Genomic DNA, 22,811 nt, shown 5'->3' with positions numbered 1-22,811 from the left:
AGGATTTCAGCGTTGATGCATGGTTAGCGGGGACCGCCTTGCGGTCCTTTCGCGGCACAAGGCCGCTCCTACAGGGCCGTGTGGTTTTGCGATTACTGGAACATGAACAACGTCTCGTTGCTGAACTGCGCCTCGAACTGGTTGGCCGGCATCGGCCTGCCGAACAGGTAGCCCTGCACCTCGTCGCAGCCGTGCTCGCGCAGGAACTCCAGCTGCTCGTGGGTTTCCACGCCCTCGGCGATCACCGCCAGGTTGAGGCTGTGGGCCATGGCGATGATTGCCCGGGCGATCTGCGCGTCCTGCTCGCCCTCGGGCAGGCCGTCGACGAAGGTGCGGTCGATCTTGAGCACGTCGATGGGGAACTGCTTGAGGTAGTTGAGCGACGAGTAGCCGGTGCCGAAGTCATCGACCGCGATGCTCAGGCCGAGGTTCTTCAGGCTGTCGAGGATCTGCATGGCCTCGTTGACCTCGCGCATCAGGATGCTTTCGGTCAGCTCCAGTTCCAGGCAGGCCGGGGGCAATCCGGTTTCCTCGAGGATGGTGGCGATGCGCGTGCCCAGCTGGCCGTCGGAGAACTGCCGGGCGGAAATGTTCACCGACACCTTCGGTACCCGCACCTTCTCCTTGTGCCAGGCCTTGAGCTGGCGGCACGCCTCGCGCAGCACCCAGTCGCCGACGTCGACCACCAGGCCCAGCTCTTCGATCACCGGGATGAAGTCGCCCGGCGGCACCAGGCCGCGGGTCGGGTGGCGCCAGCGCAGCAGCGCCTCGGCGCCGGTCAGGCGCTTGCCGTCGCCGCTGAACTGCGGCTGGTAGTAGAGGATGAACTCGTTCTGCTCCAGAGCATGGCGCAGGTCGCTTTCCAGTTCCAGGCGCTCAAGGGCGCTGGCGTTCATGTCCGTCTGGTAGAACTGGAAGTTGTTCTTGCCGCGTTCCTTGGCGTGGTACATCGCCGTGTCGGCGTTCTTCATCAGCTGGCTGAGCTCGCTGCCGTCCTGCGGGCTCAGGGCGATGCCGATACTGGCGGTGACGAAGAACTCGCGGTTTTCCAGGACGAACGGCGTGACCAGCCCCTCGAGGATGTTCTCGGCGACATGGATGGCCCGGTTGAGCGCCTGCTCGCGGCTGGCCTTGGGCTGCAGCAGCAGGGTGAACTCGTCGCCGCCCATGCGCGCCACGGTGTCGTCGTCGTCGACGCAGGCCAGCAGGCGCTCGGCCATGTCCTTGAGCATGCGGTCGCCCGCGGCATGGCCGAGGGAGTCGTTGATCGGCTTGAATCGGTCGAGGTCGAGGAACATCAGCACCACCCAGGCCTTCTGCCGTTCGGCCTGTTGCAGGGCGGTGTACAGGCGGTCCTGGAACAGTGTGCGGTTGGGCAGGTGGGTCAGGGCATCGTAGTAGGCCAGGCGATGGATGCGCTGTTCACTGGCCTTGCGCTCGCTGATATCGGTGAAGAAGCACACGTAGCTGGCCAGGTCGCCCTCGTCGTCGAGCACTGCGGTGATGCCCACCCATGCCGGGTAGTGCTCGCCGTTGCGCCGCTTGAGCCACACTTCGCCTTCCCAGGTGCCGCGCTGGCTCAGTTGCTTGAGCACATAGCCCAGCTGGGCGCTCTGCTGCTGTTCGACGGTGAGCATGCCGGGCAGCTGGTCGAGCACTTCGGCCACGGCATAGCCGCTGACCCGGCTGAAGGCCTCGTTGGCCTGGACGATATAGCCGGCCGGGTCGGTGATAAGGATCGCCGAGGTGGAGTGTTCGAACACTGTCGCGGCCATGCGCAGGTCTTTCTCGGCGCGGCGCTGCTGGCTGATATCACGGCCCACGCCCAGCACGCCCTCGAAGCGCTCGTGTTCGTCCCACACCAGCACCAGGCGCAATTCGATGGGGATCTTGCGGCCATCGGCGCGCAGGCAGTCGAACAGGAACAGCTGGGTGGGCAGGGTGCTGCGCAACTGGGCCAGTTGCTCACTGTCGCCCAGCACCTTGCTGACCCGCTCCAGCAGGTTGTAGACGCCGCTGAGCTGGGCGGGGTTGGCGACGATCGACTGCCAGCCGTTGGCGAAGATCCAGTCGGCCTGGTAGCCCAGCACCGCCTGCACCGAGGGGCTGACGTAGTTCAGCTGCAGCTGGCTGTCGGTGGAGAAGATCACGTCGCTGATGCTCTCGGCGAGCATGCGGTAGCGCTGTTCGCTGTCGCGCAGGGACTCGCTGGCCTCGATCTGCACGGTGACATCCTTGCCCACGCCGATGATGCGGGTGACCAGGCCCTCGCTGTCGCGGGTCAGCACTTGTTCGCGGATGTCGTAGCAGCGCCAGCCGCCGTCACGGTGGCGGAAGCGCAGCTGGCAGTGCAGCGACTCGCCGTAGCTGGTATCGCGCTGCTGCTGGCGCAGGGCGCGGTAGTGCTCGGCGTCGCCGGGGTGCAGGAGCATCTCCCAGAAACGGTCGCCCATCTGTGCCAGCTCCACGCGGTCGTAGCCCAGGGTCTGGCCGAGGTGGCGGTTGCTGAAGATCATCCGCTGGCTGTTGACGTCCTGCACGTAGAGCTGGTCGGGCACGGTGCGCACCACATCCGACCAGAAGCCTTCGCGCTCCAGCAGCGACAGCTCCACCTGCTTGCGGCTGGTGATGTCGCTGATGCTCAGGATCACCGCCTGGTAGTCGCGACGCTGCTGGGGCAGGCGGGCCATCAGCCACAGGTGCAGCTCGCCGCCCAGCGGGGCGGGCAGGCGCACTTCCAGCTCAAGCTGCTGGCGCTCTTCGATCAGCGCGTCGAGCAACTGCATGCCGACACTGTCGCGGCTGTCGCCGCTGCCTTCGATCAGGCGCTGCCAGGCGCCTTCGTGGCAGTCGACGTTGAGCAACTGGCGGGCCACCTGGTTGATCTCGGTGATCTTCAGTTCCGCCAGCAGTGTGCGTCGCAGCCTGGTGTCCAGCGCCAGGCTCTGCTTGAGCGCGGCGCGGTTGCGCAGGTGATAGCGGTCGAGCTGGCCGGGCAGGCTGGAGAGGTCGAGCACGCACAGGGCCACGCCGGTGCCCTCGAAGATTTCCTGGTAGCGTCGGCGATCTTCCTGCAGGGCGCGCTGGCGCCGGCGCATGTTGATCAGCGCCAGCACCGGCAGCAGGGCGCAGAACAGCACCAGCACGCACTTGCCGATCAGCGCCGGCAGCAGTTTGTCGCGGGCAAGGCCGGCGTCGAACAGGCCGCGCAGTTGCCAGGTGCTGTTGTCGATGAACGCAAGCATCACGCTCTGCAGCGGTTCATCGCTGGTCTGGCGGTGGCCGTGGTGCTCGATGACCTCGCCGCTGCGGCTGTTTTCCAGCAGCCACAGGGGGTGGTTGGGGCCGTCCAGGTGACGGGTCAGCTCTGAGTAGTAGTCCGGGCTCAGGCGCAGCAGCCAGTAGCCGCGGTCCTGTTCGGTCGGCTGGAGCAGCAGCAGGTACACCTGTTTATTGTCGGGGCCGTTGCCATAGAAGAAGGCGCGGCCCTGATTCAGTTGCAGGAGGTCGTCAATCAGCTGACGGTCCGGGGTACCGTCGAGGCTGTCGCTGCGCACCTGCCCGGCGGCGTCCAGCCAGGCCAGGTCGCGCAGGGCCGGCAGGCGCGCCTGCAAGGTAGTGAGCAGGCTCGGCAGGGCGGCGGGCGCCGGTGGTTTGACGTAAGGCTGGACCAGGTTCAGCGATTGCTGGGCCTTGAGCGCCATGTTCAGGCTCAGGTGGTCGGCCAGTTCGGCGCTGGTCGCCAGGCTGTGCTGGCGCAGGTCGGCCTGGGTATGGCGGAATTGGGCGAACAGTTGCCACAGCAGCAAGCCCAGCAAAACCAGGGCGAGCAGGGCCAGCGCCCCCTTGAGCGAGCCACGCAGGTGTGCGCCGGCCGAGGTGTCGGCAGGCCGCAGGGATGACGGTTGCGTGAGATTGGTCAAGCGTTGGGTCCTGCGATTGGGCTGGCGATGGCAGGGGTTGGGTTCTCGCAGCATGCACGGCGCGTGCCGTGGTCGCTGCGCACTATAAGACGCAGGCGAGAAGCCGACTAGCATGCCTTCAAATATGGCAAAGTGCCAGTCCGTGTGTCCGCGGTCTGGTCAGCAGCCGGTCATGTCGGTTCGGCAAGCCCCTGCAACCTGTGCGAGAATGCCGCCCGCTTCATAGTCAACGCAACGGAGATGTACGGTTTTGGTTACCCACTATTCCTCCAACGGCCTCGATTCCGCCTGTGGGCGTAGCAGTCAGACCCTGGTCAGCACGGCCGTGGCCGAGGACGTATCCTGCAAGACCTGCCAGCGTTCGCTGGCCAAGCCGGACACGGCTGCCGTCAGTGCCAACAAGACGCCGTCGCTGGCCGAACTGCGCAAACAGGCCAAGCCTGCGGTCGAGCCCGTCGCCCCGGCGCCTGCCAAGCCTGTTGCCGCGCCCGCCAAGGTCGCGAGCAAGCCCGCCGCCGCCAAGGCTGCTGAAAAACCTGCTCGCAGCGGTGGCTTCAGCGTCAAGGCCGCCTGGGCCGCGCGTCTGTCCGAACAGTCGGACCGTTGCCGTTTGCCGCGTGGCAAGGTAAAGCAAGCTCACGTCTGAGCCTGCTCACCCTATCGCGGGTCAAGCCCGCTCCCACGAAACAATGCCGTGGCGTGGGAGCGGGCTTGACCCGCGATAGCCGCCGAGCGGCCCCGCCATCTACCCCATCTGTGCAACGCCGCGACTTGGCGTAGAATGGCCCACTTTGTTCAACGACACCCCGTAACTACATCCCCCTGGCCCATGCCGGGGCGCGTGTCTTTACCTATCTGATAGAGGGCTTGGTTTTGGCTCAATACGTCTACACCATGCATCGGCTGAGCAAGGTCGTGCCGCCGAAGCGGGAAATTCTCAAGAATATTTCCCTGTCGTTCTTCCCGGGCGCCAAGATCGGCGTGCTGGGCCTGAACGGCGCGGGTAAATCGACCCTGCTGCGGATCATGGCGGGCGTCGACAAGGAATTCGACGGCGAAGCCCGTCCGATGCCCGACATCAACGTCGGCTACCTGCCCCAGGAGCCGCAACTGGACCCGACCAAGACCGTGCGTGAAGTGGTCGAGGAAGCGGTCAGCGTGATCAAGGACGCCCAGGCTCGCCTGGACGAGGTCTACGCCGCCTACGCCGACCCGGATGCCGACTTCGACAAGCTGGCCGCCGAGCAGGCCAAGCTCGAGGCCATCCTGCAGGCCGCCGACGGCCACAACCTGGAGCGTCAGCTGGACGTCGCCGCCGACGCCCTGCGCTTGCCGGCGTGGGACGCCAGGATCGAGCACCTGTCCGGTGGCGAGAAGCGCCGCGTGGCCCTGTGCCGCCTGCTGCTGTCGGCTCCCGACATGCTGCTGCTGGACGAACCGACCAACCACCTGGACGCCGACTCGGTGGCCTGGCTTGAGCGTTTCCTCCACGACTTCCCCGGCACCGTGGTGGCGATCACCCACGACCGTTACTTCCTCGACAACGTCGCCGGCTGGATCCTCGAACTGGACCGCGGCGCCGGCATCCCGTACGAAGGCAACTACTCGGGCTGGCTGGAGGCCAAGTCGGATCGTCTGGCCCAGGAATCCAAGCAGCAGAGCGCCCACGAGAAGGCCATGAAAGAGGAACTGGAGTGGGTGCGCAAAGGCGCGAAAGCCCGCCAGTCCAAGTCCAAGGCCCGTCTGCAGCGCTTCGAAGAGATGCAGTCGCAGGAATTCCAGAAGCGCAGCGAGACCAACGAGATCTACATCCCGGCCGGTCCGCGCCTGGGCGACAAGGTCATCGAGTTCAAGAACGTCACCAAGGGCTACGGCGATCGCGTGCTGATCGACAACCTGTCGTTCGCCATGCCCAAGGGCGCCATCGTTGGCGTGATCGGCGGCAACGGTGCCGGTAAGTCGACCCTGTTCCGCATGCTGATGGGCAAGGAGCAACCGGACTCGGGCAGCATCGAGATCGGCGAAACCGTGCAGCTGGCCTGCGTCGACCAGAGCCGCGAGGACCTGGACGGCAGCAAGACCGTGTTCCAGCAGATCTCCGACGGTTCCGACCAGATTCGCATCGGCAGCTACGAGATCCCGTCGCGCACCTACGTCGGCCGCTTCAACTTCAAGGGCGGCGACCAGCAGAAGTTCGTCAAGGACCTCTCCGGTGGTGAACGTGGCCGCCTGCACCTGGCCCTGACCCTGAAGGAGGGCGGCAACGTCCTGCTGCTCGACGAACCGTCCAACGACCTCGACGTCGAAACCCTGCGTTCCCTGGAGGAAGCCCTGCTGGACTTCCCGGGCGCCGCCATCGTGATTTCCCACGACCGTTGGTTCCTGGACCGTGTGGCCACTCACATCCTGGCGTACGAGGACGACTCGAGCGTGGTGTTCTTCGAGGGCAACTACACCGAGTACGAAGCCGACCGCAAGAAGCGCCTGGGCGACGCCGCTGCCCAGCCGCACCGTGTGCGTCACAAGAAACTGGCCCAGTAAGGCGGTTTCGGTTGCACAAGAATGGGGCCCTTCGGGGCCCCATTTTTGTGCCTGGAATATGCTGTTTGTCTTTGTTTGCGTGGGCGCGGGCTTGCCTCGCGATGGCTCGCGCTCAGGCAATCGCGGGGCAAGCCTGCTCCCACGATTCAGTCATTGATTCTGTATACACTTATAGAAATTGCACCAAATAATTTCATAAAAACGACATTTCGCCCTGTTCCAGTGCGATTGGTTCTTGGTACATTCGGGAAAAAACCAAAAACAATCCCTCTTGGTGAGATGTCTACCATGATCGAATCTGTCGACGATTTCCTGGCCCGGTTGCAGCAGCGTGACCCGGCCCAGCCCGAGTTCCACCAGGCCGTGGAGGAGGTGCTGCGCAGCCTGTGGCCTTTCCTCGAAGCCAATCCTCACTACCTGCAGGCGGGCATCCTCGAGCGCATGGTCGAGCCCGAGCGCGCCGTGCTGTTTCGTGTGTCGTGGGTCGATGATCAGGGCAAGGTCCAGGTCAACCGCGGCTACCGCATCCAGATGAGCAGCGCCATCGGCCCGTACAAGGGCGGCCTGCGTTTCCACCCGTCGGTGAACCTGGGCGTGCTCAAGTTCCTGGCCTTCGAGCAGGTGTTCAAGAATTCGCTGACCTCGCTGCCCATGGGCGGCGGCAAGGGCGGTTCGGACTTCGATCCGAAGGGCAAGAGCGACGCCGAAGTGATGCGCTTCTGCCAGGCATTCATGAGCGAGCTGTACCGTCACATCGGCGCCGACCTTGACGTGCCGGCCGGTGACATCGGCGTTGGCGCCCGCGAGATCGGCTTCCTGTTCGGTCAGTACAAGCGCCTGGCCAACCAGTTCACCTCGGTGCTGACCGGCAAGGGCATGACCTACGGCGGCAGCCTGATCCGTCCGGAGGCCACCGGCTACGGCTGCGTGTATTTCGCCGAAGAGATGCTCAAGCGCCAGGACAAGCGCATCGACGGTCGCCGCGTGGCGATCTCTGGCTCCGGCAACGTTGCCCAGTACGCCGCGCGCAAGGTCATGGACCTGGGCGGCAAGGTCATCTCGCTGTCCGACTCCGAAGGCACCCTGTTCTGTGAAGCCGGGCTGAGCGACGCGCAATGGGATGCGCTGATGGAACTGAAGAACGTCAAGCGTGGCCGCCTCAGCGAGCTGGCCGGGCCGTTCGGCCTGGAGTTCCGCAAGGGGCAGACGCCGTGGAGCCTGCCGTGCGACATCGCCCTGCCGTGCGCCACCCAGAACGAGCTGAACGCCGAGGACGCCCGTACCCTGCTGCGCAACGGCTGCATCTGCGTGGCCGAGGGCGCCAACATGCCGACTACCCTGGAGGCTGTGGATATCTTCATCGAGGCCGGCATCCTCTATGCGCCGGGCAAGGCTTCCAACGCCGGTGGCGTGGCCGTGTCGGGCCTTGAGATGTCGCAGAACGCCATGCGCCTGCTGTGGACTGCAGGCGAGGTGGACAGCAAGCTGCACCACATCATGCAGTCGATCCACCATGCGTGCGTGCATTATGGGGAAGAGGCTGATGGCCGCATCAATTACGTCAAGGGCGCTAATATTGCCGGATTCGTGAAAGTTGCCGATGCCATGCTGGCCCAGGGCGTGGTCTGATCTCGGATCGCAGGGGCCGCTCTGCGGCCCTTTCGCGGCACAAGGCCGCTCCTACAGGAACAGCGCATGGTCGAATCTTTGCGCAATACCTGTAGGAGCGGCCTTGTGCCGCGAAAGGGCTGCAAAGCAGCCCCTCAACCCTCAACCTCGATCCCGGCAATCTCGATCATCTGATCCCCCGCCGGCCTTCGCCACAACACCTCATCCCCAGGCCCCGTCCCCAGCAACGCCCGCCCCAGCGGTGAGCCCCAGTTGATCAGCCCATGCTGCGCATCTGCCTGGTCCTCGCCCACCAGTTGCACCTGATGCTCCTGGCCATTCTCATCGACAAAGCGCACCCGGCTGCCAATCTGTACCTTCTGCGTGGACGTGGCAGTAGGCACCACCTGCGCACTTTGTACGCGGGCGTTGAAGTAGCGCAGGTCACGCTCGGTATCGGCCAATCGCTGTCGGTCGGCGCGCTCGCCCTGCGCTTGCAGCTCGCCGCGTAGCGCATTGAGCGCGGCCAGCCGTTGCTGCAACTGGGCAAGACCGCTGGCAGTGACATAGTTGGGCTGGTCGCTGACGCGTCGCTCCACCGGCTGGCTGGCCTGGGCGGCGGCCTGGTCCTCGTTGACGAATGCTCGGCTCATCAAAGGCCTCCTTGTACTGGAGACCATGGTGGCAGGTTGCGGGTTGCAACGGTTGTCCGTTTGCGACGTCACTTGCGGCGATAGGCGCGGGCGGCGTCCTGGTCCTTTTCCTGCTGCCAGTCGCGGTCGCGCTCATCCCAGTAGCGTTCGCGGTATTCGCGCAGGTCTTCGTTGGACTGCATCGAGTGGCACTGGCGAAAGCCGTCGTCCCAGCCGCTTTCGTACTGGCGATTGCGCAGGTAGCGCGGGACATCCTTGCGAAAGTCGCCGGCCATCAGCCCGGCGGCCTGGCGACCGCTGCTGCAGCCGTCCTGGAAGCCGTCGGCGTAGGCGGGGGGATAGCCTTGATTGACCATCTGTTCGTGGGTGGTCTCGCACCCCGCCAGCAGTAACACGACGCACAATCCCAACCCGTACCGCAACATGGCCACCAGCCCCTCGGAGTGATAGCGCAAAGTCTAGGAGGGGAATTGTCGGCGCGATGTCAAAACGCTGTCGAAGGATTGCACCTGGACCGCTTTGCGGTCCTTTCGCGGCGCAAGGCCGCTCCTACAGTGTAGGAGCGGCCTCGTGCCGCGAAAGGGCTGCGCAGCGACCCCACGGTTTCAATACTGATACCACTTCAGTTCCAGCATCACCTCGTTCTGCGCCGTGGCCAGATGACTGAACTGCCGCGAAGCGCTCAACCTCAGCCCTAGGTCCCGGCTAATCTCCCACTGCTGGTTCAGGCTAACGCTGCGCCGTACCTCGCCATTGGCAAAGTAATCCCCCTTGGCCTCCAGGGTCAGGTTGCCCAGCCCATTGCGCCATAGCAGCCCGCCATTGAACCCGGCCGCCGGCGAGATGAATTCGGCGAAATCATTGTGGTGTTCAACCCGCACTGTACCCAGGGCAAAGCCCAGCAGGTCGTCGCCCAGCTGCCAGGTGCCGCCGGCGCCGCCGTTGACATGGCTGACCAGCACCTCGTCGTCGTGCTTGCCCGGCACCCGCTCCAGGCCCCCGGCGACCTGCCACGACCAGGGCTTGAGCAACTCATTGCGCGGGGTCAGCGAGCGGATGGTGGCCAGGTCCAGGCGCTGCACCTGCCAGTCGTTGCCCTCGTACTGGCGCAGCTTGAGCTGGAGGATCTCGATCTGCGCGCCCAGCGGGAAGCCATACAGGTTGTCGTTGAGGTCGTGATAGGCCATGCGCAGGCCGTACTCGGCATAGGCGCGGTCCTCGCGGCTGCCGACCCCCAGTTGCCAGGTGCGCGACTGGTGGCCGTCCTCGGGCAGGCCTGGACGCTCGATCGCCAGCGGTGGCGGCGGGTTGCGGTTGATCGCCTTGAGCAGTTCGAAACTGCGCGCGGCCTGGGCCGGGTCGCGTTCCTGGCCGTTGGCCCGGTAGCGTTCCAGGCGGTAGGCGGCATCCTGCACCAGCGCCTGGCGCTCGCGGGGCAGGGCGGTGAAGTCAGGACTCTGCAGCTGGGCGGTGTCGGCGCTGATGGCCAAAACCTGCTGTTTCTCCTCATGGTCCAGCGGCTCGGCGCGGGCCAGCAGCTCGCGCTCGCGGGAGGGGCGGTAGCGCACGTCGGAGACCAGCCCCGACTGCTTGACCGCCTTGACCGTGTCGGTGGGAATGGCGGTCAGCGGGAACTGCGAGGTCAGGTCCAGGCTCGGGCGTGCCACCTGCAGCAGTTCCAGCAGGCGGTAGGAGCAGTTCTCGTCGAAGAAGAAGTAGTCGAACTTGATCTGCTTGAGCTCCCACACGTGCTCGACCATGCGTCCGGTCTCCTCGGGCGTCAGGTCCAACTGGTATTCCCACAGGTCGCGGTTTTCCAGGCTGCGGTACTCGGAGAGCTTCTCCTGGTAGGGCATCATCGCGAACAGGCCGGGATAGCCACCCATCAGGCCCTTCCAGGCATAGAGGATGCTGTTGTCGCTGCCTTCGATGTAGGCGCCGAAGTTGATCGCGTAACTCAGCAGCGTGGTGTCGTCGCGGCGGGTGTTGGACTGGTCGATGCGCAGCAGCGTGTGGCCGAACATCGACGACGGGCTGTTGAGGTAGGCCGCCGGGAAGATCAGCGTTGCGCTGTGCGGGTCGATAGATTTGTACCAGGTCTTGAATTCCTGGCAGTCCGGGCTCGGCAGGCCGGTGAGGTCCAGCTGCTCGCGCAGCCAGCGGGTGCGTGCGGGGAACACGCACTGGGCATGCTTGTCGCCCAGGCTGGCCGGGGCGTACAGGGCGGCGACCGTGGCCTGCAGCTCCAGGTCCGGGTGATGGGCGCCATCTTCGGCGAGGAAGAAGCGTCGATCGTCCACATAGCTGCGCCAGCCGCCGAGCTTGGCGGTCTCGTAGTGCCCGAGGGCGATCCAGTAGGGCGTGGCCGCCAACTGCTGGACGCGGGCCGGGTCGAGCTGGGGTGCGGCATGAATCGGTGCGCTGACGATCAGCGCCAGGGAAGCGAGGCGTTTGAGCATGTCGGGCAACTACATCCTGATGATGCCGGAAGGTGAAGCGCCAAACCCGCCCCGCAACCGGGGCGGGAGGCGTGGAACTCAAGCCTCGGTGGCGTACTTGGCCAGTTGCGGGTCGCTCTTGAGCACGGCCAGGGTGTTGGAGTGGACAGTCTCGGCAGTCACGTCGGCGCTGCTGAAGATCTGCTGGAAGTGCTCATGGGTGACGGCGGCGAAGCGCGCGCGGTCTTCAGGGGCTACACCGAGGACCACGGCATAGGTGGTCAGGGCTTCGCCCTGGCCCTGGGCCATGTCTTCGGAGAGCTCGTTCATCATGCCGTTCATGGCGAACCAGGATTTGCCGCCATAGGTGAGCGCGGCCTTGGTCGAGCAGCCGTTGGTGCCCGAGGTCATGCCGAAGGTTGCGTTGCCGGAGGTGCCGTTGGTGGTGGAAGCCAGGAAGTGGGCCGGTGTGCCGCGCTGGCCCTCGAACAGCAGGTTGCCCCAGCCGCAGTTCGGGCCGCCCGGCGCTTCGGCCATGGCGTTGATCGAGACAGCGGCGAACAGAGTACCCAGAAGAATCCGTTTCATAGCGTTGTTCTCTTTCTCAAGTGACGTACCAATGGTCAGGGTTCTGGCAACGCGGTTGCCAGGGCGGGAGGATTTCCATCCCCCTGCGCAGCTTGGAGTTTAGGCACGATCCAAAGGTTGCGTTGTTTATTGCGAAAAATTGCTTGCGCGATCGGCCATGTTGGGCTGTGACATAAAGTCCCACGGAGCCTTGCCGCTGCGCGCTGGCGGCGCCAGAATGCCTTCCATCCGCCCCGCCGAAGTAAGGAAACCCAATGCCCGATTCTGTCGCCTCGCGCCTGCGTCTCGCGCCCGAAGCCCTGACCCGGCGTTTCTCCGCTGAACAGTTCGCTTTCTCCAACACCGACGACCTGGAGCCGTTTCGTGGCGTCCTGGGCCAGGAGCGTGCCGTCGAGGCCCTGCAGTTCGGCGTGGCCATGCCGCGCCCCGGTTACAACGTGTATGTGATGGGCGAGCCCGGCACGGGCCGCTTCTCGTTCGTCAAGCGTTACCTCAAGGCCGAAGGCAAGCGCCAGCACACCCCGGCCGACTGGCTGTACGTCAACAACTTCGAGGACTCCCGCGAGCCCCGCGCCCTCGAGCTGCCGTCCGGCAGCGCCCATGAGTTCATAAGCGACATGAACGGGCTGATCGACAACCTGCTGGCCACCTTCCCGGCGGTGTTCGAGCACCCGTCCTACCAGCAGAAGAAGAGCGCCATCGACCGCGCCTTCAACCAGCGTTACGACCGGGCGCTGGACGTGATCGAACGGGCCTCGCTGGAAAAGGACGTGGCCCTGTACCGCGACAGCAGCAATGTCGCCTTCACCCCCATGGCCGATGGCAAGGCGCTGGATGAAGCCGAATTCGCCCAACTGCCGGAGGCGTTGCGCGAGCGCTTCCACGAGGACATCGCCGAGCTGGAGGAACGCCTGAACGAGGAGCTCTCCAGCCTGCCGCAGTGGAAGCGCGAATCGAACAACCAGTTGCGCCAGCTCAATGAAGAGACCATCACCCTCGCCCTGCAGCCGCTGCTGGCGCCGCTGTCGGAGAAGTACGCGGAAAACGCCGCAGTGTGCGCCTACCTGCAATCGGTGCAGCTGAACCTGCTGCGCACCGTGGTCGAGCAGTTGGTCGATGACAGCAAGACCGACGCCGTGGCGCGCAAGATGCTCGAGGAGCAGTACGCGCCCAACCTGGTGGTCGGCCATCCCGGCAAGGGCGGGGCGCCGGTGGTGTTCGAGCCGCACCCGACCTACGACAACCTGTTCGGCCGCATTGAATACAGCACCGACCAGGGCGCGTTGTACACCTCCTACCGCCAGTTGCGCGCGGGGGCGTTGCACCGCGCCAACGGCGGCTTCCTGATCCTGGAAGCGGAGAAGATGCTCGGCGAGCCGTTCGTCTGGGACGCCCTCAAGCGCGCCCTGCAATCGCGCAAGCTGAAGATGGAGTCGCCGCTGGGCGAACTGGGTCGTGTCGCCACCGTCAGCCTGACGCCGCAGATGATCCCGCTCAGCGTCAAGCTGGTGATCATCGGCTCGCGCCAGCTGTACTACGCGCTGCAGGACCACGACTCGGACTTCCAGGAGATGTTCCGGGTGCTGGTGGATTTCGACGAAGACATGCCAATGGTCGACGAGAACCTGGAGCAGTTCGCCCAGCTGTTGCGCACCCGCACCAACGAAGAGGGCATGGCGCCTTTGACCAGCGATGCGGTGGCGCGCCTGGCCACCTACAGCGCGCGCCTGGCCGAGAACCAGTCGCGGTTGTCGGCACGGATCGGCGACCTGTTCCAGCTGGTCAGCGAGGCGGACTTCATCCGCCAGCTGGCCAACGAGGCCATGACCGATGCCGGCCACATCGAGCGCGCGCTCAAGGCCAAGGCCCAGCGCACCGGGCGGGTGTCGCAGCGGGTGCTCGACGACATGCTCGCCGGGATCATCCTGATCGACACCGAAGGCGCGGCGATCGGCAAGTGCAACGGCCTGACCGTGCTCGAGGTCGGTGATTCGGCGTTCGGCATGCCGGCGCGGATTTCCGCCACCGTCTACCCCGGCGGCAGCGGCATCGTCGACATCGAGCGCGAGGTCAACCTCGGCCAGCCGATCCACTCCAAGGGGGTGATGATCCTCACCGGCTACCTGGGCAGCCGCTACGCCCAGGAGTTCCCCCTGGCGATCTCGGCGAGCATCGCCCTGGAGCAGTCCTACGGCTACGTCGATGGCGACAGCGCCTCGCTGGGCGAGGCCTGCACACTGATTTCGGCGCTGTCGCGCACGCCGCTCAAGCAGTGCTTCGCCATCACCGGCTCGATCAACCAGTTCGGCGAGGTGCAGGCGGTCGGCGGGGTCAACGAGAAGATCGAAGGCTTCTTCCGTCTCTGCGAGGCCCGTGGCCTGACCGGCGAACAGGGCGTGATCATCCCGCGGGCCAACGTCGCCACACTGATGCTCGACGAGCGGGTGGTGCAGGCGGTCGAGGCCGGGCGCTTCCATGTCTACGCCGTCAGCCAGGCCGACGAGGCGCTGAGCCTGCTGGTCGGCGAGGAAGCCGGCGCGGTCGACGACAAGGGCGAATTCGCCGAGGGCAGCGTCAACGCCCGGGTGGTCGAGCGCCTGCGGGTGATCGCCGAGATGATCAGCGAGGAGGAGATCAAGGAGGCCGAGAAGGAGCGCATGGAGGAGGTCATCGCCCAGGCCAAGCCTGCCTGAGTCAATAAACCGGCGCTAGCGGCCATGTGCTACCGTTCAGCGCCGGTTTTCCAACTTTTTCCTCAGCTCGGCTAAAGTGGAACTTAAGGACGTTGTCAGGGTTCAGGATGGAAACAGCCTGAGGGTTTCAGGCTGAACAGGGCTTTACAGAGGGGACGCCGCCATGCGCAACCTCAGCCTCACCCGCCAGTGCCTGGGCCTGGTGACCCGCATCGAATGCAGCATCCGTCCGTTGGCCGGGGACAACGGCATGTGGACCTTGCTGTTCGCCGCCGGCATGGCCGGCGAACAACCCTCGGCGATCAAGGCCCAGGGCCCGTTCCATGGGCCGATGGTGGCCGAGTCGGTGATGAACGCCATCGTCGACAGCCTCACCCTTCATGGTTATCAGGTCGCGGAAGACCCGCAGATCTGGTGCCTGCACCTGCAGGCGCAGTTGCGCCGGATCAACGGTGAGCGTTGCCGCAATCTTGGGGACTATCAGTTCCATCCGGAGACCTGAGCGTCTTTCCTGTGGAACCAGGTTCCCGTGGGAGCGGGCTTGCCCCGCGATAAAGGCCCGGCCTGGCCATTGTGACAAGATGGCTGGCGCCATCGCGGGGCAAGCCCGCTCCCACGAAGTCGGCTCCACAAAGCCCGTTCCCACGTGCGGCAACCAGCCGCAGGCTTTTGCTGTCACAGGTGGCTGGCTATACTCGCGCTCGCTTTTCCAGTCACTTCACGAGTCCCCTACTGTCCATGGAACGTATCCTCGAAAACGCGATGTATGCCTCACGCTGGCTGCTCGCCCCGATCTACTTCGGCCTCTCGCTTGGCCTGCTGGCACTGGCCCTGAAGTTCTTCCAGGAAATCATCCATGTCCTGCCCAACGTCTTCACCCTCGCCGAAGCCGACCTGATCCTGGTGATCCTGTCGCTGATCGACATGTCGCTGGTCGGCGGCCTGTTGGTGATGGTGATGATCTCGGGCTACGAGAACTTCGTCTCGCAGCTGGACATCGACGACAGCAAGGAGAAGCTCAACTGGCTCGGCAAGATGGATTCTTCGTCGCTGAAGATGAAGGTGGCCGCGTCCATCGTCGCCATCTCGTCGATCCACCTGCTGCGGGTGTTCATGGATGCGCAGAACATCTCCACCGACTACCTGATGTGGTACGTGATCATCCACATGACCTTCGTCATCTCGGCGTTTGTCATGGGTTATTTGGATCGCATTACCAAGCACTGATGCCTGCAAGGGCCATTCGCGGGTAAACCCGCTCCCACAGGTTCTCTGCCAACCCTGTGGGAGCGGGTTTACCCGCGAAGAAGGCAATGCGCTGCAACTGACGAGCGGTGCCTTGTCTAATCCAAGGTTCTGTACAAAAAATGAGCACTCATGCGTGGTTCCCGCAGCGAGGTACGCCCATGAACCTGCATCAGCTCAATGCCGAGGCCAGGGCTGGCCATGTCGACGAACTCAACCTGATCGCCATCGAGGGCGGTGACTACCTGCTCGAGGCCCGGGTCAAGGGTCGTCCCCACCCCTTGGCCGATACCCGCGGCCAGCGTCTGCGCGTGCATTCGGTGGAGGATGCGCGGCAGCTTCTGCAATCGCTCCCCTTGCTATCGATGAACCTGGTGCACTGGTCCGTGCAGGATGAGATGTGTGGCCTGGGTCTGCACCCGGAAGAAGACCTCAAGGTCCCGATTTCCCAGCGTTCGGCCTGGTAGCTGCTTCGCGCGGCACCAGTGTGCTAGGCTGCTCGCCCTTTTCATTAGGGCGCGGATGCAGTGCGCCCTTAAGCGGAGCAAGCCAATGTCCGAACTCAACCTGTCCACCGACGAATCCCGCGTCAGCTACGGCATCGGCCGCCAACTGGGCGGCCAGCTGCGTGACAACCCGCCACCAGGCGTCAACCTGAACGCTATCGTTGCCGGCCTGACCGACGCCTTCAACGGCGCCGACAGCCGCGTCAGCGAAGAAGACCTGTCGGCCGCCTTCAAGGTCATCCGCGAAGTGATGCAGGCCGAAGCCGCAGCCAAGGCCGAAGCCGCCGCTGCCGCCGGCAAGGACTTCCTGGCCTTCAACGCCAAGCGCGAAGGCATCGTGACCCTGGCCTCGGGCCTGCAGTACGAAGTGCTGACCGCAGGCGAAGGCGCCAAGCCGACCCGCGAAGACAACGTGCGTACCCACTACCACGGTACCCTGATCGACGGCACCGTGTTCGACAGCTCCTACGAGCGCGGCCAGCCGGCCGAATTCCCGGTCGGTGGCGTGATCGCTGGCTGGACCGAGGCCCTGCAGCTGATGAACGCCGGCAGCAAATGGCGCCTGTACGTGCCGAGCGAGCTGGCCTACGGCGCCCAGGGCGTCGGCAGCATCCCGCCGCACAGCACCCTGGTGTTCGACGTCGAGCTGCTCGACGTTCTGTAATGCCTGATCGCGGGGCAAGCCCGCTCCCACGAGGTAGCAGAGCACCAGTGGGAGCGGGCTTGCCCCGCGATGCCTTTCAGTTCCAATCCGTTCCCCCCGGGCGCAACGCCCGCGCATAGCAGAACAGAAACAGATTCCTCACCAGCTCCTTGAGCACCCCGGGTTCACTCGAATTCAACCCCGTGAGGTCCAGGTCACCCTGGTCACGCAGTTCGTCGAGCGCGTCTTCCTCGAGTACGGCGCACACTTCGCCAGTCTCGCGGTGGAGGATACGCAGGTAGGGGTGGGGGCGGTCGAGCCAGGCGTCGATCAGATAGGTCATGGCTATTCTCCTTGGATAGCGTTTCCAATGAGAATAATTCTTATTATCAAAATAGCAAGGGACTATTGGAAGAAATCTTCCAAATGGTGCAGGCGATCCTGTTGCAGGATCTGTCAGGGCCGCCCGCAGGGCAGCCCCGAGGGGCAGGAGATCAGACCTTGCGCACGAACTCGGACTTGAGCTTCATCGCGCCGATGCCGTCGATCTTGCAGTCGATGTCGTGGTCGCCATCGCACAGACGGATGTTCTTGACCTTGGTGCCGACCTTGACCACCAGGGACGAACCCTTGACCTTGAGGTCCTTGATCACGGTGACGGTGTCGCCGTCCTGCAGGACGTTGCCGACCGAATCCTTCTTCACCACGTCGTCGCTGGCGGCTTCGGCTTCGCCGTTGGCCGACCACTCGTGGGCGCATTCGGGGCAGATCAGTTGGGTGCCATCCTCATAGGTGTATTCGGAGTTGCATTGGGGGCAGGGTGGCAGAGTGCTCACGGCTTTTCCTTTCAAGTACAGGCGGGTAAAGGCGCACATTGTATAAGGTTTTGCCTGGGAAATGTGCTTCGCCTGTGCAAAAGCATTCGCGGGTAAACCCGCTCCCACAGGTAAACCATGCTTTCAAGAGCAGTGGGGTACCTGTGGGAGCGGGTTTACCCGCGAAGAAGGCGACGCGATTTGTTTAGTGGGTGCGCGCGACCGCGAACTCGCTCAGCTCGACCAGGGCATCCCGGTACTCGCTGGCCGGCAGCACTTCCAGGCAGGCGATGGCGCGGGCGACGTAGTCACGGGCCATCTGCGCGGTGTAGTCCAGGGCGCCGGATGCCTCGACGGCGATGCGGATCTGCTCCAGGTCTTCCAGGCCACCTTTCTGGATCGCCTGGCGCACCAGCGCGGCCTGCTCCGGGGTGCCTTCGCGCATGGTGTAGATCAGCGGCAGGGTCGGCTTGCCTTCGGCCAGGTCGTCGCCGACGTTCTTGCCCAGGGTCTCGGAGTCGCCCTTGTAGTCGAGCAGGTCGTCGACCAGCTGGAAGGCCACGCCCAGGTGGTCGCCGAAGGTGCGCAGTGCTTCGCGCTGCTCGTCGGTGGCGCCGGCCAGCGCGGCGGCGCTGTGGGTCGAGGCCTCGAACAGCATCGCGGTCTTGCCGCGGATGACGTCCATGTACACCTCTTCGGTGGTGCTGGCGTCACGCACGCGCGACAGCTGCAGCACTTCACCCTCGGCGATCACCCGGGTGGCCTTGGAGAGGATCTGCATGACCGGCATCGAGCCCAGCTCGACCATCATCTCGAACGAGCGCGAATAGAGGAAGTCGCCCACCAGCACGCTCGGCGCGTTGCCCCACAGGGCGTTGGCGGTGGAGCGGCCACGGCGCATGCCGGACATGTCGACCACGTCGTCGTGCAGCAAGGTGGCGGTGTGCAGGAACTCGATGGTCGCCGCCAGCAGGCGCAGGTCGTCGCCTTCGCGGCCCAGGGCCTTGCCGCACAGCAGCACCAGCAGCGGGCGCAGGCGTTTGCCGCCGGCGGAGGTGATATAGTCGCCGATCTTCGATACCAGCGGGACGCGCGAGGTCAGCTGCTTCTTGATGATCTCGTCGACGGCGCTGAAATCATCAGCTACCGCGCGGTAGAAGGATTGGGGTTGCATCGGCTGCTCCATTGAGGTTGCGCGGCATGCTAGGTCGCGGGTCCCGGTGTGTCAAGGCGCGGTGGCCGTGGCCCCGGGCCGGTACTTGCAAGCATTTATGGGGTTGCGTACAATCGCGCACCCTAACTTCCTGGGCAGCACCTGCCTTACGCAATTGCACCGGGCCGTTCCAGCCTTGTGCAGCCATGCCAGCCAATACTCATCATATAAAGCGCTGGGTGAGCAGGATTATCGGAGAAATACCATGTCTTACGCAGTAATCGTTACCGGCGGCAAGCAGTACAAAGTCGCTGAAGGTGAATTCCTCAAGATCGAAAAACTGGAAGTCGCCACTGGCGAATCCGTGACCTTCGATCGCGTCCTGCTGGTCGCCAACGGTGAAGAAGTCACCATCGGCGCTCCAGTTGTTGCTGGTGCTAAAGTAGTGGCCGAAGTCGTTTCGCAAGGCCGCCACGACAAGGTTCGCATCATCAAGTTCCGTCGTCGTAAGCACCACATGAAGCGCATGGGCCACCGCCAGTGGTTCACCGAAATCAAAATCACCGGTATCCAGGCTTAATCGCCCCGATCCCCTGAATTTATTGGAGAATTGAACCATGGCTCACAAGAAGGCTGGTGGTAGTACTCGTAACGGTCGCGACTCAGAATCTAAACGCCTTGGCGTGAAGATGTATGGCGGCCAGGTGATCAAGCCGGGCAACATCATCGTCCGTCAGCGCGGCACCGAATTCCACGCTGGCTACGGCGTTGGCATGGGCAAGGATCACACCCTGTTCGCCAAGATCGAAGGCGTGATCAAGTTCGAGAAGAAAGGCGAGTTCATGCGCCGTTACGTGAGCATCGTCGCCGCTTAATCGCGACGTCGCTCCAGAAGCCCCGTCATGCGACGGGGCTTTTTCGTTTGTGGTGAGCCTCTTGCAAAGCTGTTTGTCTGGGCTGCCGGCGTTGGTTTCTGATGGTACGGGGCCGCCGCGCTCATTTTTGCAAGAGCCTCATGGTTTTCTGGTTTTCGACTCGTCGTCCGACGAGAGGCGGTTTTGAATGAAGTTTGTAGACGAAGTATCGATCCGGGTTAAGGCCGGTGACGGCGGCAACGGTTGCATGAGCTTCCGCCGCGAGAAATTCATCGAGAACGGTGGCCCCAACGGCGGTGACGGTGGCGACGGCGGTTCGGTGTACATGGTGGCCGACGAGAACCTCAACACCCTCGTCGACTACCGCTACACCCGTCACCACGAAGCCCAGCGCGGCTCCAACGGCGGCAGCACCGACTGCACCGGCAAGAAGGGCGACGACCTGTTCCTGCGCGTGCCGGTGGGCACCACCGTGATCGACGCAGCCACCCAGGAAGTCATCGGTGACCTGATCACCCCGGGCCAGAAGCTGATGGTCGCCCAGGGCGGCTGGCACGGCCTGGGCAACACCCGCTTCAAGTCCAGCACCAACCGGGCGCCGCGCCAGACCACCCCGGGCAAGCCCGGCGATCAGCGCGACCTGAAGATGGAAATGAAGGTCCTGGCCGACGTCGGCCTGCTGGGCCTGCCGAACGCCGGCAAGAGCACCTTCATCCGCTCGGTCTCGGCCGCCAAGCCGAAAGTCGCCGACTACCCGTTCACCACCCTGGTGCCGAACCTGGGCGTGGTCAGTGTCGACCGCTGGAAGAGCTTCGTCATCGCCGACATCCCCGGCTTGATCGAAGGCGCCTCCGAAGGTGCCGGCCTGGGCATCCGCTTCCTCAAGCACCTGGCCCGTACCCGCGTGCTGCTGCACCTGGTCGACCTGGCGCCGCTGGACGGCAGCAGCCCGGCCGATGCCGCCGAGATCATCATCAACGAGCTGGCGCAGTTCAGCCCGGCGCTGGTCGACCGTGAGCGCTGGCTGGTGCTGAACAAGGCCGACATGATCATGGACGACGAGAAGGATGAGCGCGTCAAGGAAGTGGTCGAGCGCCTGAACTGGGACGGTCCGGTCTATGTCATCTCGGCCATCGCCAAGCAGGGCACCGAGAAGCTCAGCCACGACCTGATGCGCTACCTCGAAGACCGCGCCGACCGCCTGGCCAACGACCCGGCCTACGCCGAGGAACTGGCCGAGCTCGACCAGCGCATCGAGGACGAGGCCCGTGCCCAGCTGCAGGCCCTGGACGATGCCCGTACCCTGCGTCGTACTGGCGTCAAGAGCGTGCACGACATCGGTGACGATGATGACTGGGATGACTTCGAGGACGACGAAGACGGCCCGGAAATCATTTACGTGCGCGACTGATCGGTTGCAGTACACTAAACGCCGCTCTCTGGAGCGGCGTTTTTGTATCCACGGTATCTACAGATTCGACATAGGTTGGAAGAGAAGATGCGAAGCAAGGTGACTGGCGCCCAGCGCTGGGTCGTGAAGATCGGCAGCGCGCTGCTGACCGCCGATGGCAAGGGCCTCGACCGCGGTGCCATGGCGGTGTGGGTCGAGCAGATGGTGGCCCTGCGTGAAGCGGGCGTGGAACTGGTGCTGGTCTCCTCCGGGGCCGTGGCCGCCGGCATGAGCCAGCTGGGCTGGACCTCGCGACCGAGCGCGATGAACGAGCTGCAGGCCGCCGCCTCGATCGGCCAGATGCGCCTGGTGCAGGCCTGGGAGTCGAGCTTTGGCGAGCATGGCAAGCACACCGCGCAAATCTTGCTGACCCACGACGACCTCTCCGACCGCAAGCGTTACCTCAATGCCCGCAGCACCCTGCGCACGCTGGTCGACCTGGGCGTGGTGCCGGTGATCAACGAGAACGACACCGTGGTCACCGACGAGATCCGCTTCGGCGACAACGACACCTTGGCCGCCCTGGTGGCCAACCTGGTGGAAGCCGACCTGCTGGTGATCCTCACTGACCGCGACGGCATGTTCGACGCCGACCCGCGCAACAACCCCGAAGCCCAGCTGATCTACGAAGCCCGTGCCGACGACCCGTCGCTGGACGCCGTGGCCGGCGGTACCGGTGGCGCCCTGGGCCGCGGCGGCATGCAGACCAAGCTGCGCGCCGCGCGCCTGGCCGCCCGTTCCGGTGCCCACACCATCATCATTGGTGGCCGTATCGAGCGCGTGCTGGATCGCCTGAAGGCCGGCGAGCGCCTGGGCACCCTGCTGTCGCCCGAGCGCGGCATGCTCGCCGCGCGCAAGCAGTGGCTGGCCGGCCACCTGCAGACCCGTGGCACCCTGGTGCTCGACGACGGCGCGGTGAAGGCCCTGCGCGAATCGAACAAGAGCCTGCTGCCGGTGGGCGTGAAGACCGTGCAGGGTAGCTTCCGCCGTGGCGAGATGGTGGTCTGCGTCGGCCCCGATGGCCTGGAAGTGGCCCGTGGCCTGGCCAACTACAGCGCCCTGGAGGCGCAGAAGATCATCGGCCAGCCGTCCGACGCCATCGAGAGCCTGCTGGGCTACAGCGCCGAGCCTGAGCTGGTGCATCGCGATAACCTGGTCCTGGTCTGAAGGAGATCACCGTGCTGAAAAGGATGTTTGCCGTGGCGGCGCTGCTGCTGCCGATGCTGGCCGGGGCCGAGGAAATCGGCCAGGTGTCCACCGTGTTCAAGTTCGTCGGGCCCAATGACCGCATCGTGGTCGAGGCGTTTGACGACCCGAAGGTCGACGGCGTGACCTGCTACCTGTCGCGGGCCAAGACCGGTGGCTTGAAAGGTGGGTTGGGGCTGGCCGAGGACCGTGCCGAGGCGTCGATTGCCTGCCGCCAGGTGGGGCCGATTCACTTCAAGGGTGAGTTGAAAGATGGCGAGGAGGTGTTCAAGGAGCGCACCTCGCTGGTGTTCAAGACCATGCAGGTGGTGCGGTTCCTCGACAAGAAGCGCAATACGCTGGTGTACCTGGTGTACAGCGACCGGGTGATCGAAGGCAGCCCGCAGAATGCGGTGACGGCGATTCCGATTGTGCCTTGGGCACAGCAGTAACTTCCCGATTTTTGGGAGGCCTTTGGCCTCCTTTCGCGGCACA

General features: G+C 64.4%; 21 protein-coding genes. 13 read left to right on the top strand and 8 right to left on the bottom strand.

Annotated elements, in window-relative coordinates; genetic code table 11:
- Positions 1–92: 92 nt before the first annotated feature.
- Positions 93–3,923, bottom strand: a complete 3,831-nt coding sequence (locus PRtIB026_RS25675; RefSeq protein ID WP_203650512.1) for an EAL and GGDEF domain-containing protein — start codon at positions 3,921–3,923, stop codon at positions 93–95.
- 250 nt (positions 3,924–4,173) lie between these two features.
- On the opposite strand from PRtIB026_RS25675, the gene PRtIB026_RS25670 reads away from it, so the two are divergent.
- The 3 genes from PRtIB026_RS25670 to gdhA all read left to right on the top strand — a co-directional run bounded on the left by PRtIB026_RS25670 (position 4,174) and on the right by gdhA (position 8,093).
- The gene (locus PRtIB026_RS25670) at positions 4,174–4,569 is read left to right on the top strand and encodes a hypothetical protein (protein WP_203650514.1); all 396 of its coding nucleotides are present in this window, start codon (positions 4,174–4,176) and stop codon (positions 4,567–4,569) included.
- Positions 4,570–4,796: 227 nt separating this feature from the next.
- On the top strand, positions 4,797–6,464 hold the full coding sequence (gene ettA / locus PRtIB026_RS25665; RefSeq protein WP_186734197.1) for an energy-dependent translational throttle protein EttA: 1,668 nt from the start codon (positions 4,797–4,799) through the stop codon (positions 6,462–6,464).
- Positions 6,465–6,752: 288 nt separating this feature from the next.
- Complete coding sequence (gdhA, locus tag PRtIB026_RS25660; RefSeq protein WP_203650517.1) at positions 6,753–8,093, top strand: NADP-specific glutamate dehydrogenase; 1,341 nt, start codon at positions 6,753–6,755, stop codon at positions 8,091–8,093.
- A 134-nt stretch (positions 8,094–8,227) separates the two neighbouring features.
- Here gdhA and PRtIB026_RS25655 read toward each other — a convergent pair whose 3' ends face one another.
- The 4 genes from PRtIB026_RS25655 to PRtIB026_RS25640 all read right to left on the bottom strand — a co-directional run bounded on the left by PRtIB026_RS25655 (position 8,228) and on the right by PRtIB026_RS25640 (position 11,751).
- Positions 8,228–8,725: a GreA/GreB family elongation factor gene (locus PRtIB026_RS25655; protein WP_203650519.1), complete on the bottom strand. Its 498-nt coding sequence runs from the start codon at positions 8,723–8,725 to the stop codon at positions 8,228–8,230.
- Between the two features lie 68 nt (positions 8,726–8,793).
- Positions 8,794–9,150 (bottom strand): hypothetical protein, encoded by a 357-nt coding sequence (locus PRtIB026_RS25650; protein ID WP_203652588.1) that lies wholly within the window; start codon positions 9,148–9,150, stop codon positions 8,794–8,796.
- 180 nt (positions 9,151–9,330) lie between these two features.
- Positions 9,331–11,184 carry a DUF4105 domain-containing protein gene (locus tag PRtIB026_RS25645; protein ID WP_203650521.1) on the bottom strand — a complete coding sequence of 618 codons (1,854 nt, stop codon included), beginning with the start codon at positions 11,182–11,184 and terminating at the stop codon, positions 9,331–9,333.
- A gap of 78 nt (positions 11,185–11,262) precedes the next feature.
- Positions 11,263–11,751 carry a DUF3015 domain-containing protein gene (locus PRtIB026_RS25640; RefSeq protein ID WP_028691183.1) on the bottom strand — a complete coding sequence of 163 codons (489 nt, stop codon included), beginning with the start codon at positions 11,749–11,751 and terminating at the stop codon, positions 11,263–11,265.
- 254 nt (positions 11,752–12,005) lie between these two features.
- On the opposite strand from PRtIB026_RS25640, the gene PRtIB026_RS25635 reads away from it, so the two are divergent.
- The 5 genes from PRtIB026_RS25635 (at position 12,006) to PRtIB026_RS25615 (ending at position 16,859) form a co-directional block, all read left to right on the top strand.
- Positions 12,006–14,444 carry a Lon protease family protein gene (locus PRtIB026_RS25635; protein WP_203650523.1) on the top strand — a complete coding sequence of 813 codons (2,439 nt, stop codon included), beginning with the start codon at positions 12,006–12,008 and terminating at the stop codon, positions 14,442–14,444.
- 163 nt (positions 14,445–14,607) lie between these two features.
- Positions 14,608–14,946, top strand: a complete 339-nt coding sequence (locus tag PRtIB026_RS25630; RefSeq protein WP_023631147.1) for a hypothetical protein — start codon at positions 14,608–14,610, stop codon at positions 14,944–14,946.
- Positions 14,947–15,182: 236 nt separating this feature from the next.
- Positions 15,183–15,671 (top strand): TIGR00645 family protein, encoded by a 489-nt coding sequence (locus PRtIB026_RS25625; RefSeq protein ID WP_203650525.1) that lies wholly within the window; start codon positions 15,183–15,185, stop codon positions 15,669–15,671.
- Between the two features lie 179 nt (positions 15,672–15,850).
- Positions 15,851–16,156, top strand: coding sequence for a DUF6482 family protein (locus tag PRtIB026_RS25620; protein WP_203650527.1), 306 nt, complete (start codon positions 15,851–15,853; stop codon positions 16,154–16,156).
- Between the two features lie 85 nt (positions 16,157–16,241).
- Positions 16,242–16,859: an FKBP-type peptidyl-prolyl cis-trans isomerase gene (locus tag PRtIB026_RS25615; RefSeq protein WP_203650529.1), complete on the top strand. Its 618-nt coding sequence runs from the start codon at positions 16,242–16,244 to the stop codon at positions 16,857–16,859.
- A gap of 76 nt (positions 16,860–16,935) precedes the next feature.
- Here PRtIB026_RS25615 and PRtIB026_RS25610 read toward each other — a convergent pair whose 3' ends face one another.
- The 3 genes from PRtIB026_RS25610 to PRtIB026_RS25600 all read right to left on the bottom strand — a co-directional run bounded on the left by PRtIB026_RS25610 (position 16,936) and on the right by PRtIB026_RS25600 (position 18,827).
- Positions 16,936–17,181, bottom strand: coding sequence for a hypothetical protein (locus PRtIB026_RS25610; protein WP_028691179.1), 246 nt, complete (start codon positions 17,179–17,181; stop codon positions 16,936–16,938).
- A 151-nt stretch (positions 17,182–17,332) separates the two neighbouring features.
- Positions 17,333–17,674 (bottom strand): zinc ribbon domain-containing protein YjdM, encoded by a 342-nt coding sequence (locus tag PRtIB026_RS25605; protein ID WP_046857186.1) that lies wholly within the window; start codon positions 17,672–17,674, stop codon positions 17,333–17,335.
- A gap of 184 nt (positions 17,675–17,858) precedes the next feature.
- On the bottom strand, positions 17,859–18,827 hold the full coding sequence (locus PRtIB026_RS25600; RefSeq protein WP_186712958.1) for a polyprenyl synthetase family protein: 969 nt from the start codon (positions 18,825–18,827) through the stop codon (positions 17,859–17,861).
- A gap of 244 nt (positions 18,828–19,071) precedes the next feature.
- Here PRtIB026_RS25600 and rplU point away from each other — a divergent pair, with 244 nt between their 5' ends.
- The 5 genes from rplU to PRtIB026_RS25575 all read left to right on the top strand — a co-directional run bounded on the left by rplU (position 19,072) and on the right by PRtIB026_RS25575 (position 22,768).
- Positions 19,072–19,386 (top strand): 50S ribosomal protein L21, encoded by a 315-nt coding sequence (gene rplU / locus PRtIB026_RS25595; protein WP_003247466.1) that lies wholly within the window; start codon positions 19,072–19,074, stop codon positions 19,384–19,386.
- A 37-nt stretch (positions 19,387–19,423) separates the two neighbouring features.
- A complete protein-coding gene (gene rpmA / locus PRtIB026_RS25590; RefSeq protein ID WP_003247464.1) occupies positions 19,424–19,681 on the top strand; it encodes a 50S ribosomal protein L27 in 258 nt (85 codons plus the stop codon).
- Positions 19,682–19,868: 187 nt separating this feature from the next.
- Positions 19,869–21,092, top strand: a complete 1,224-nt coding sequence (gene cgtA, locus PRtIB026_RS25585; protein WP_110735931.1) for an Obg family GTPase CgtA — start codon at positions 19,869–19,871, stop codon at positions 21,090–21,092.
- An 87-nt stretch (positions 21,093–21,179) separates the two neighbouring features.
- The gene (proB, locus tag PRtIB026_RS25580; RefSeq protein ID WP_203650531.1) at positions 21,180–22,298 is read left to right on the top strand and encodes a glutamate 5-kinase; all 1,119 of its coding nucleotides are present in this window, start codon (positions 21,180–21,182) and stop codon (positions 22,296–22,298) included.
- Positions 22,299–22,321: 23 nt separating this feature from the next.
- A complete protein-coding gene (locus tag PRtIB026_RS25575) occupies positions 22,322–22,768 on the top strand; it encodes a CreA family protein (RefSeq protein WP_186713018.1) in 447 nt (148 codons plus the stop codon).
- Positions 22,769–22,811: the final 43 nt, after the last annotated feature.

The organism is Pseudomonas sp. RtIB026, from assembly GCF_016861355.2.
Taxonomy (GTDB): Bacteria; Pseudomonadota; Gammaproteobacteria; order Pseudomonadales; family Pseudomonadaceae; genus Aquipseudomonas; species Aquipseudomonas peradeniyensis.
The sequence above is the reverse complement of the archived record's forward strand: the minus strand, read 5'-3'. Positions and strand labels throughout refer to the sequence as shown.

Bases quoted from the DNA above. Each gene is read 5' to 3' on its own strand.
- gdhA (WP_203650517.1), top strand. From the start codon at position 6,753: ATGATCGAATCTGTCGACGATTTCCTGGCCCGGTTGCAGCAGCGTGAC.
- proB (WP_203650531.1), top strand. From the start codon at position 21,180: ATGCGAAGCAAGGTGACTGGCGCCCAGCGCTGGGTCGTGAAGATCGGC.
- PRtIB026_RS25600 (WP_186712958.1), bottom strand. From the start codon at position 18,827: ATGCAACCCCAATCCTTCTACCGCGCGGTAGCTGATGATTTCAGCGCC.
- PRtIB026_RS25650 (WP_203652588.1), bottom strand. From the start codon at position 9,150: ATGTTGCGGTACGGGTTGGGATTGTGCGTCGTGTTACTGCTGGCGGGG.
- cgtA (WP_110735931.1), top strand. From the start codon at position 19,869: ATGAAGTTTGTAGACGAAGTATCGATCCGGGTTAAGGCCGGTGACGGC.
- PRtIB026_RS25620 (WP_203650527.1), top strand. From the start codon at position 15,851: ATGAACCTGCATCAGCTCAATGCCGAGGCCAGGGCTGGCCATGTCGAC.
- PRtIB026_RS25615 (WP_203650529.1), top strand. From the start codon at position 16,242: ATGTCCGAACTCAACCTGTCCACCGACGAATCCCGCGTCAGCTACGGC.
- PRtIB026_RS25625 (WP_203650525.1), top strand. From the start codon at position 15,183: ATGGAACGTATCCTCGAAAACGCGATGTATGCCTCACGCTGGCTGCTC.
- PRtIB026_RS25645 (WP_203650521.1), bottom strand. From the start codon at position 11,184: ATGCTCAAACGCCTCGCTTCCCTGGCGCTGATCGTCAGCGCACCGATT.
- rplU (WP_003247466.1), top strand. From the start codon at position 19,072: ATGTCTTACGCAGTAATCGTTACCGGCGGCAAGCAGTACAAAGTCGCT.
- PRtIB026_RS25630 (WP_023631147.1), top strand. From the start codon at position 14,608: ATGCGCAACCTCAGCCTCACCCGCCAGTGCCTGGGCCTGGTGACCCGC.
- PRtIB026_RS25655 (WP_203650519.1), bottom strand. From the start codon at position 8,725: ATGAGCCGAGCATTCGTCAACGAGGACCAGGCCGCCGCCCAGGCCAGC.
- PRtIB026_RS25635 (WP_203650523.1), top strand. From the start codon at position 12,006: ATGCCCGATTCTGTCGCCTCGCGCCTGCGTCTCGCGCCCGAAGCCCTG.
- rpmA (WP_003247464.1), top strand. From the start codon at position 19,424: ATGGCTCACAAGAAGGCTGGTGGTAGTACTCGTAACGGTCGCGACTCA.
- PRtIB026_RS25575 (WP_186713018.1), top strand. From the start codon at position 22,322: ATGTTTGCCGTGGCGGCGCTGCTGCTGCCGATGCTGGCCGGGGCCGAG.
- PRtIB026_RS25640 (WP_028691183.1), bottom strand. From the start codon at position 11,751: ATGAAACGGATTCTTCTGGGTACTCTGTTCGCCGCTGTCTCGATCAAC.
- PRtIB026_RS25610 (WP_028691179.1), bottom strand. From the start codon at position 17,181: ATGACCTATCTGATCGACGCCTGGCTCGACCGCCCCCACCCCTACCTG.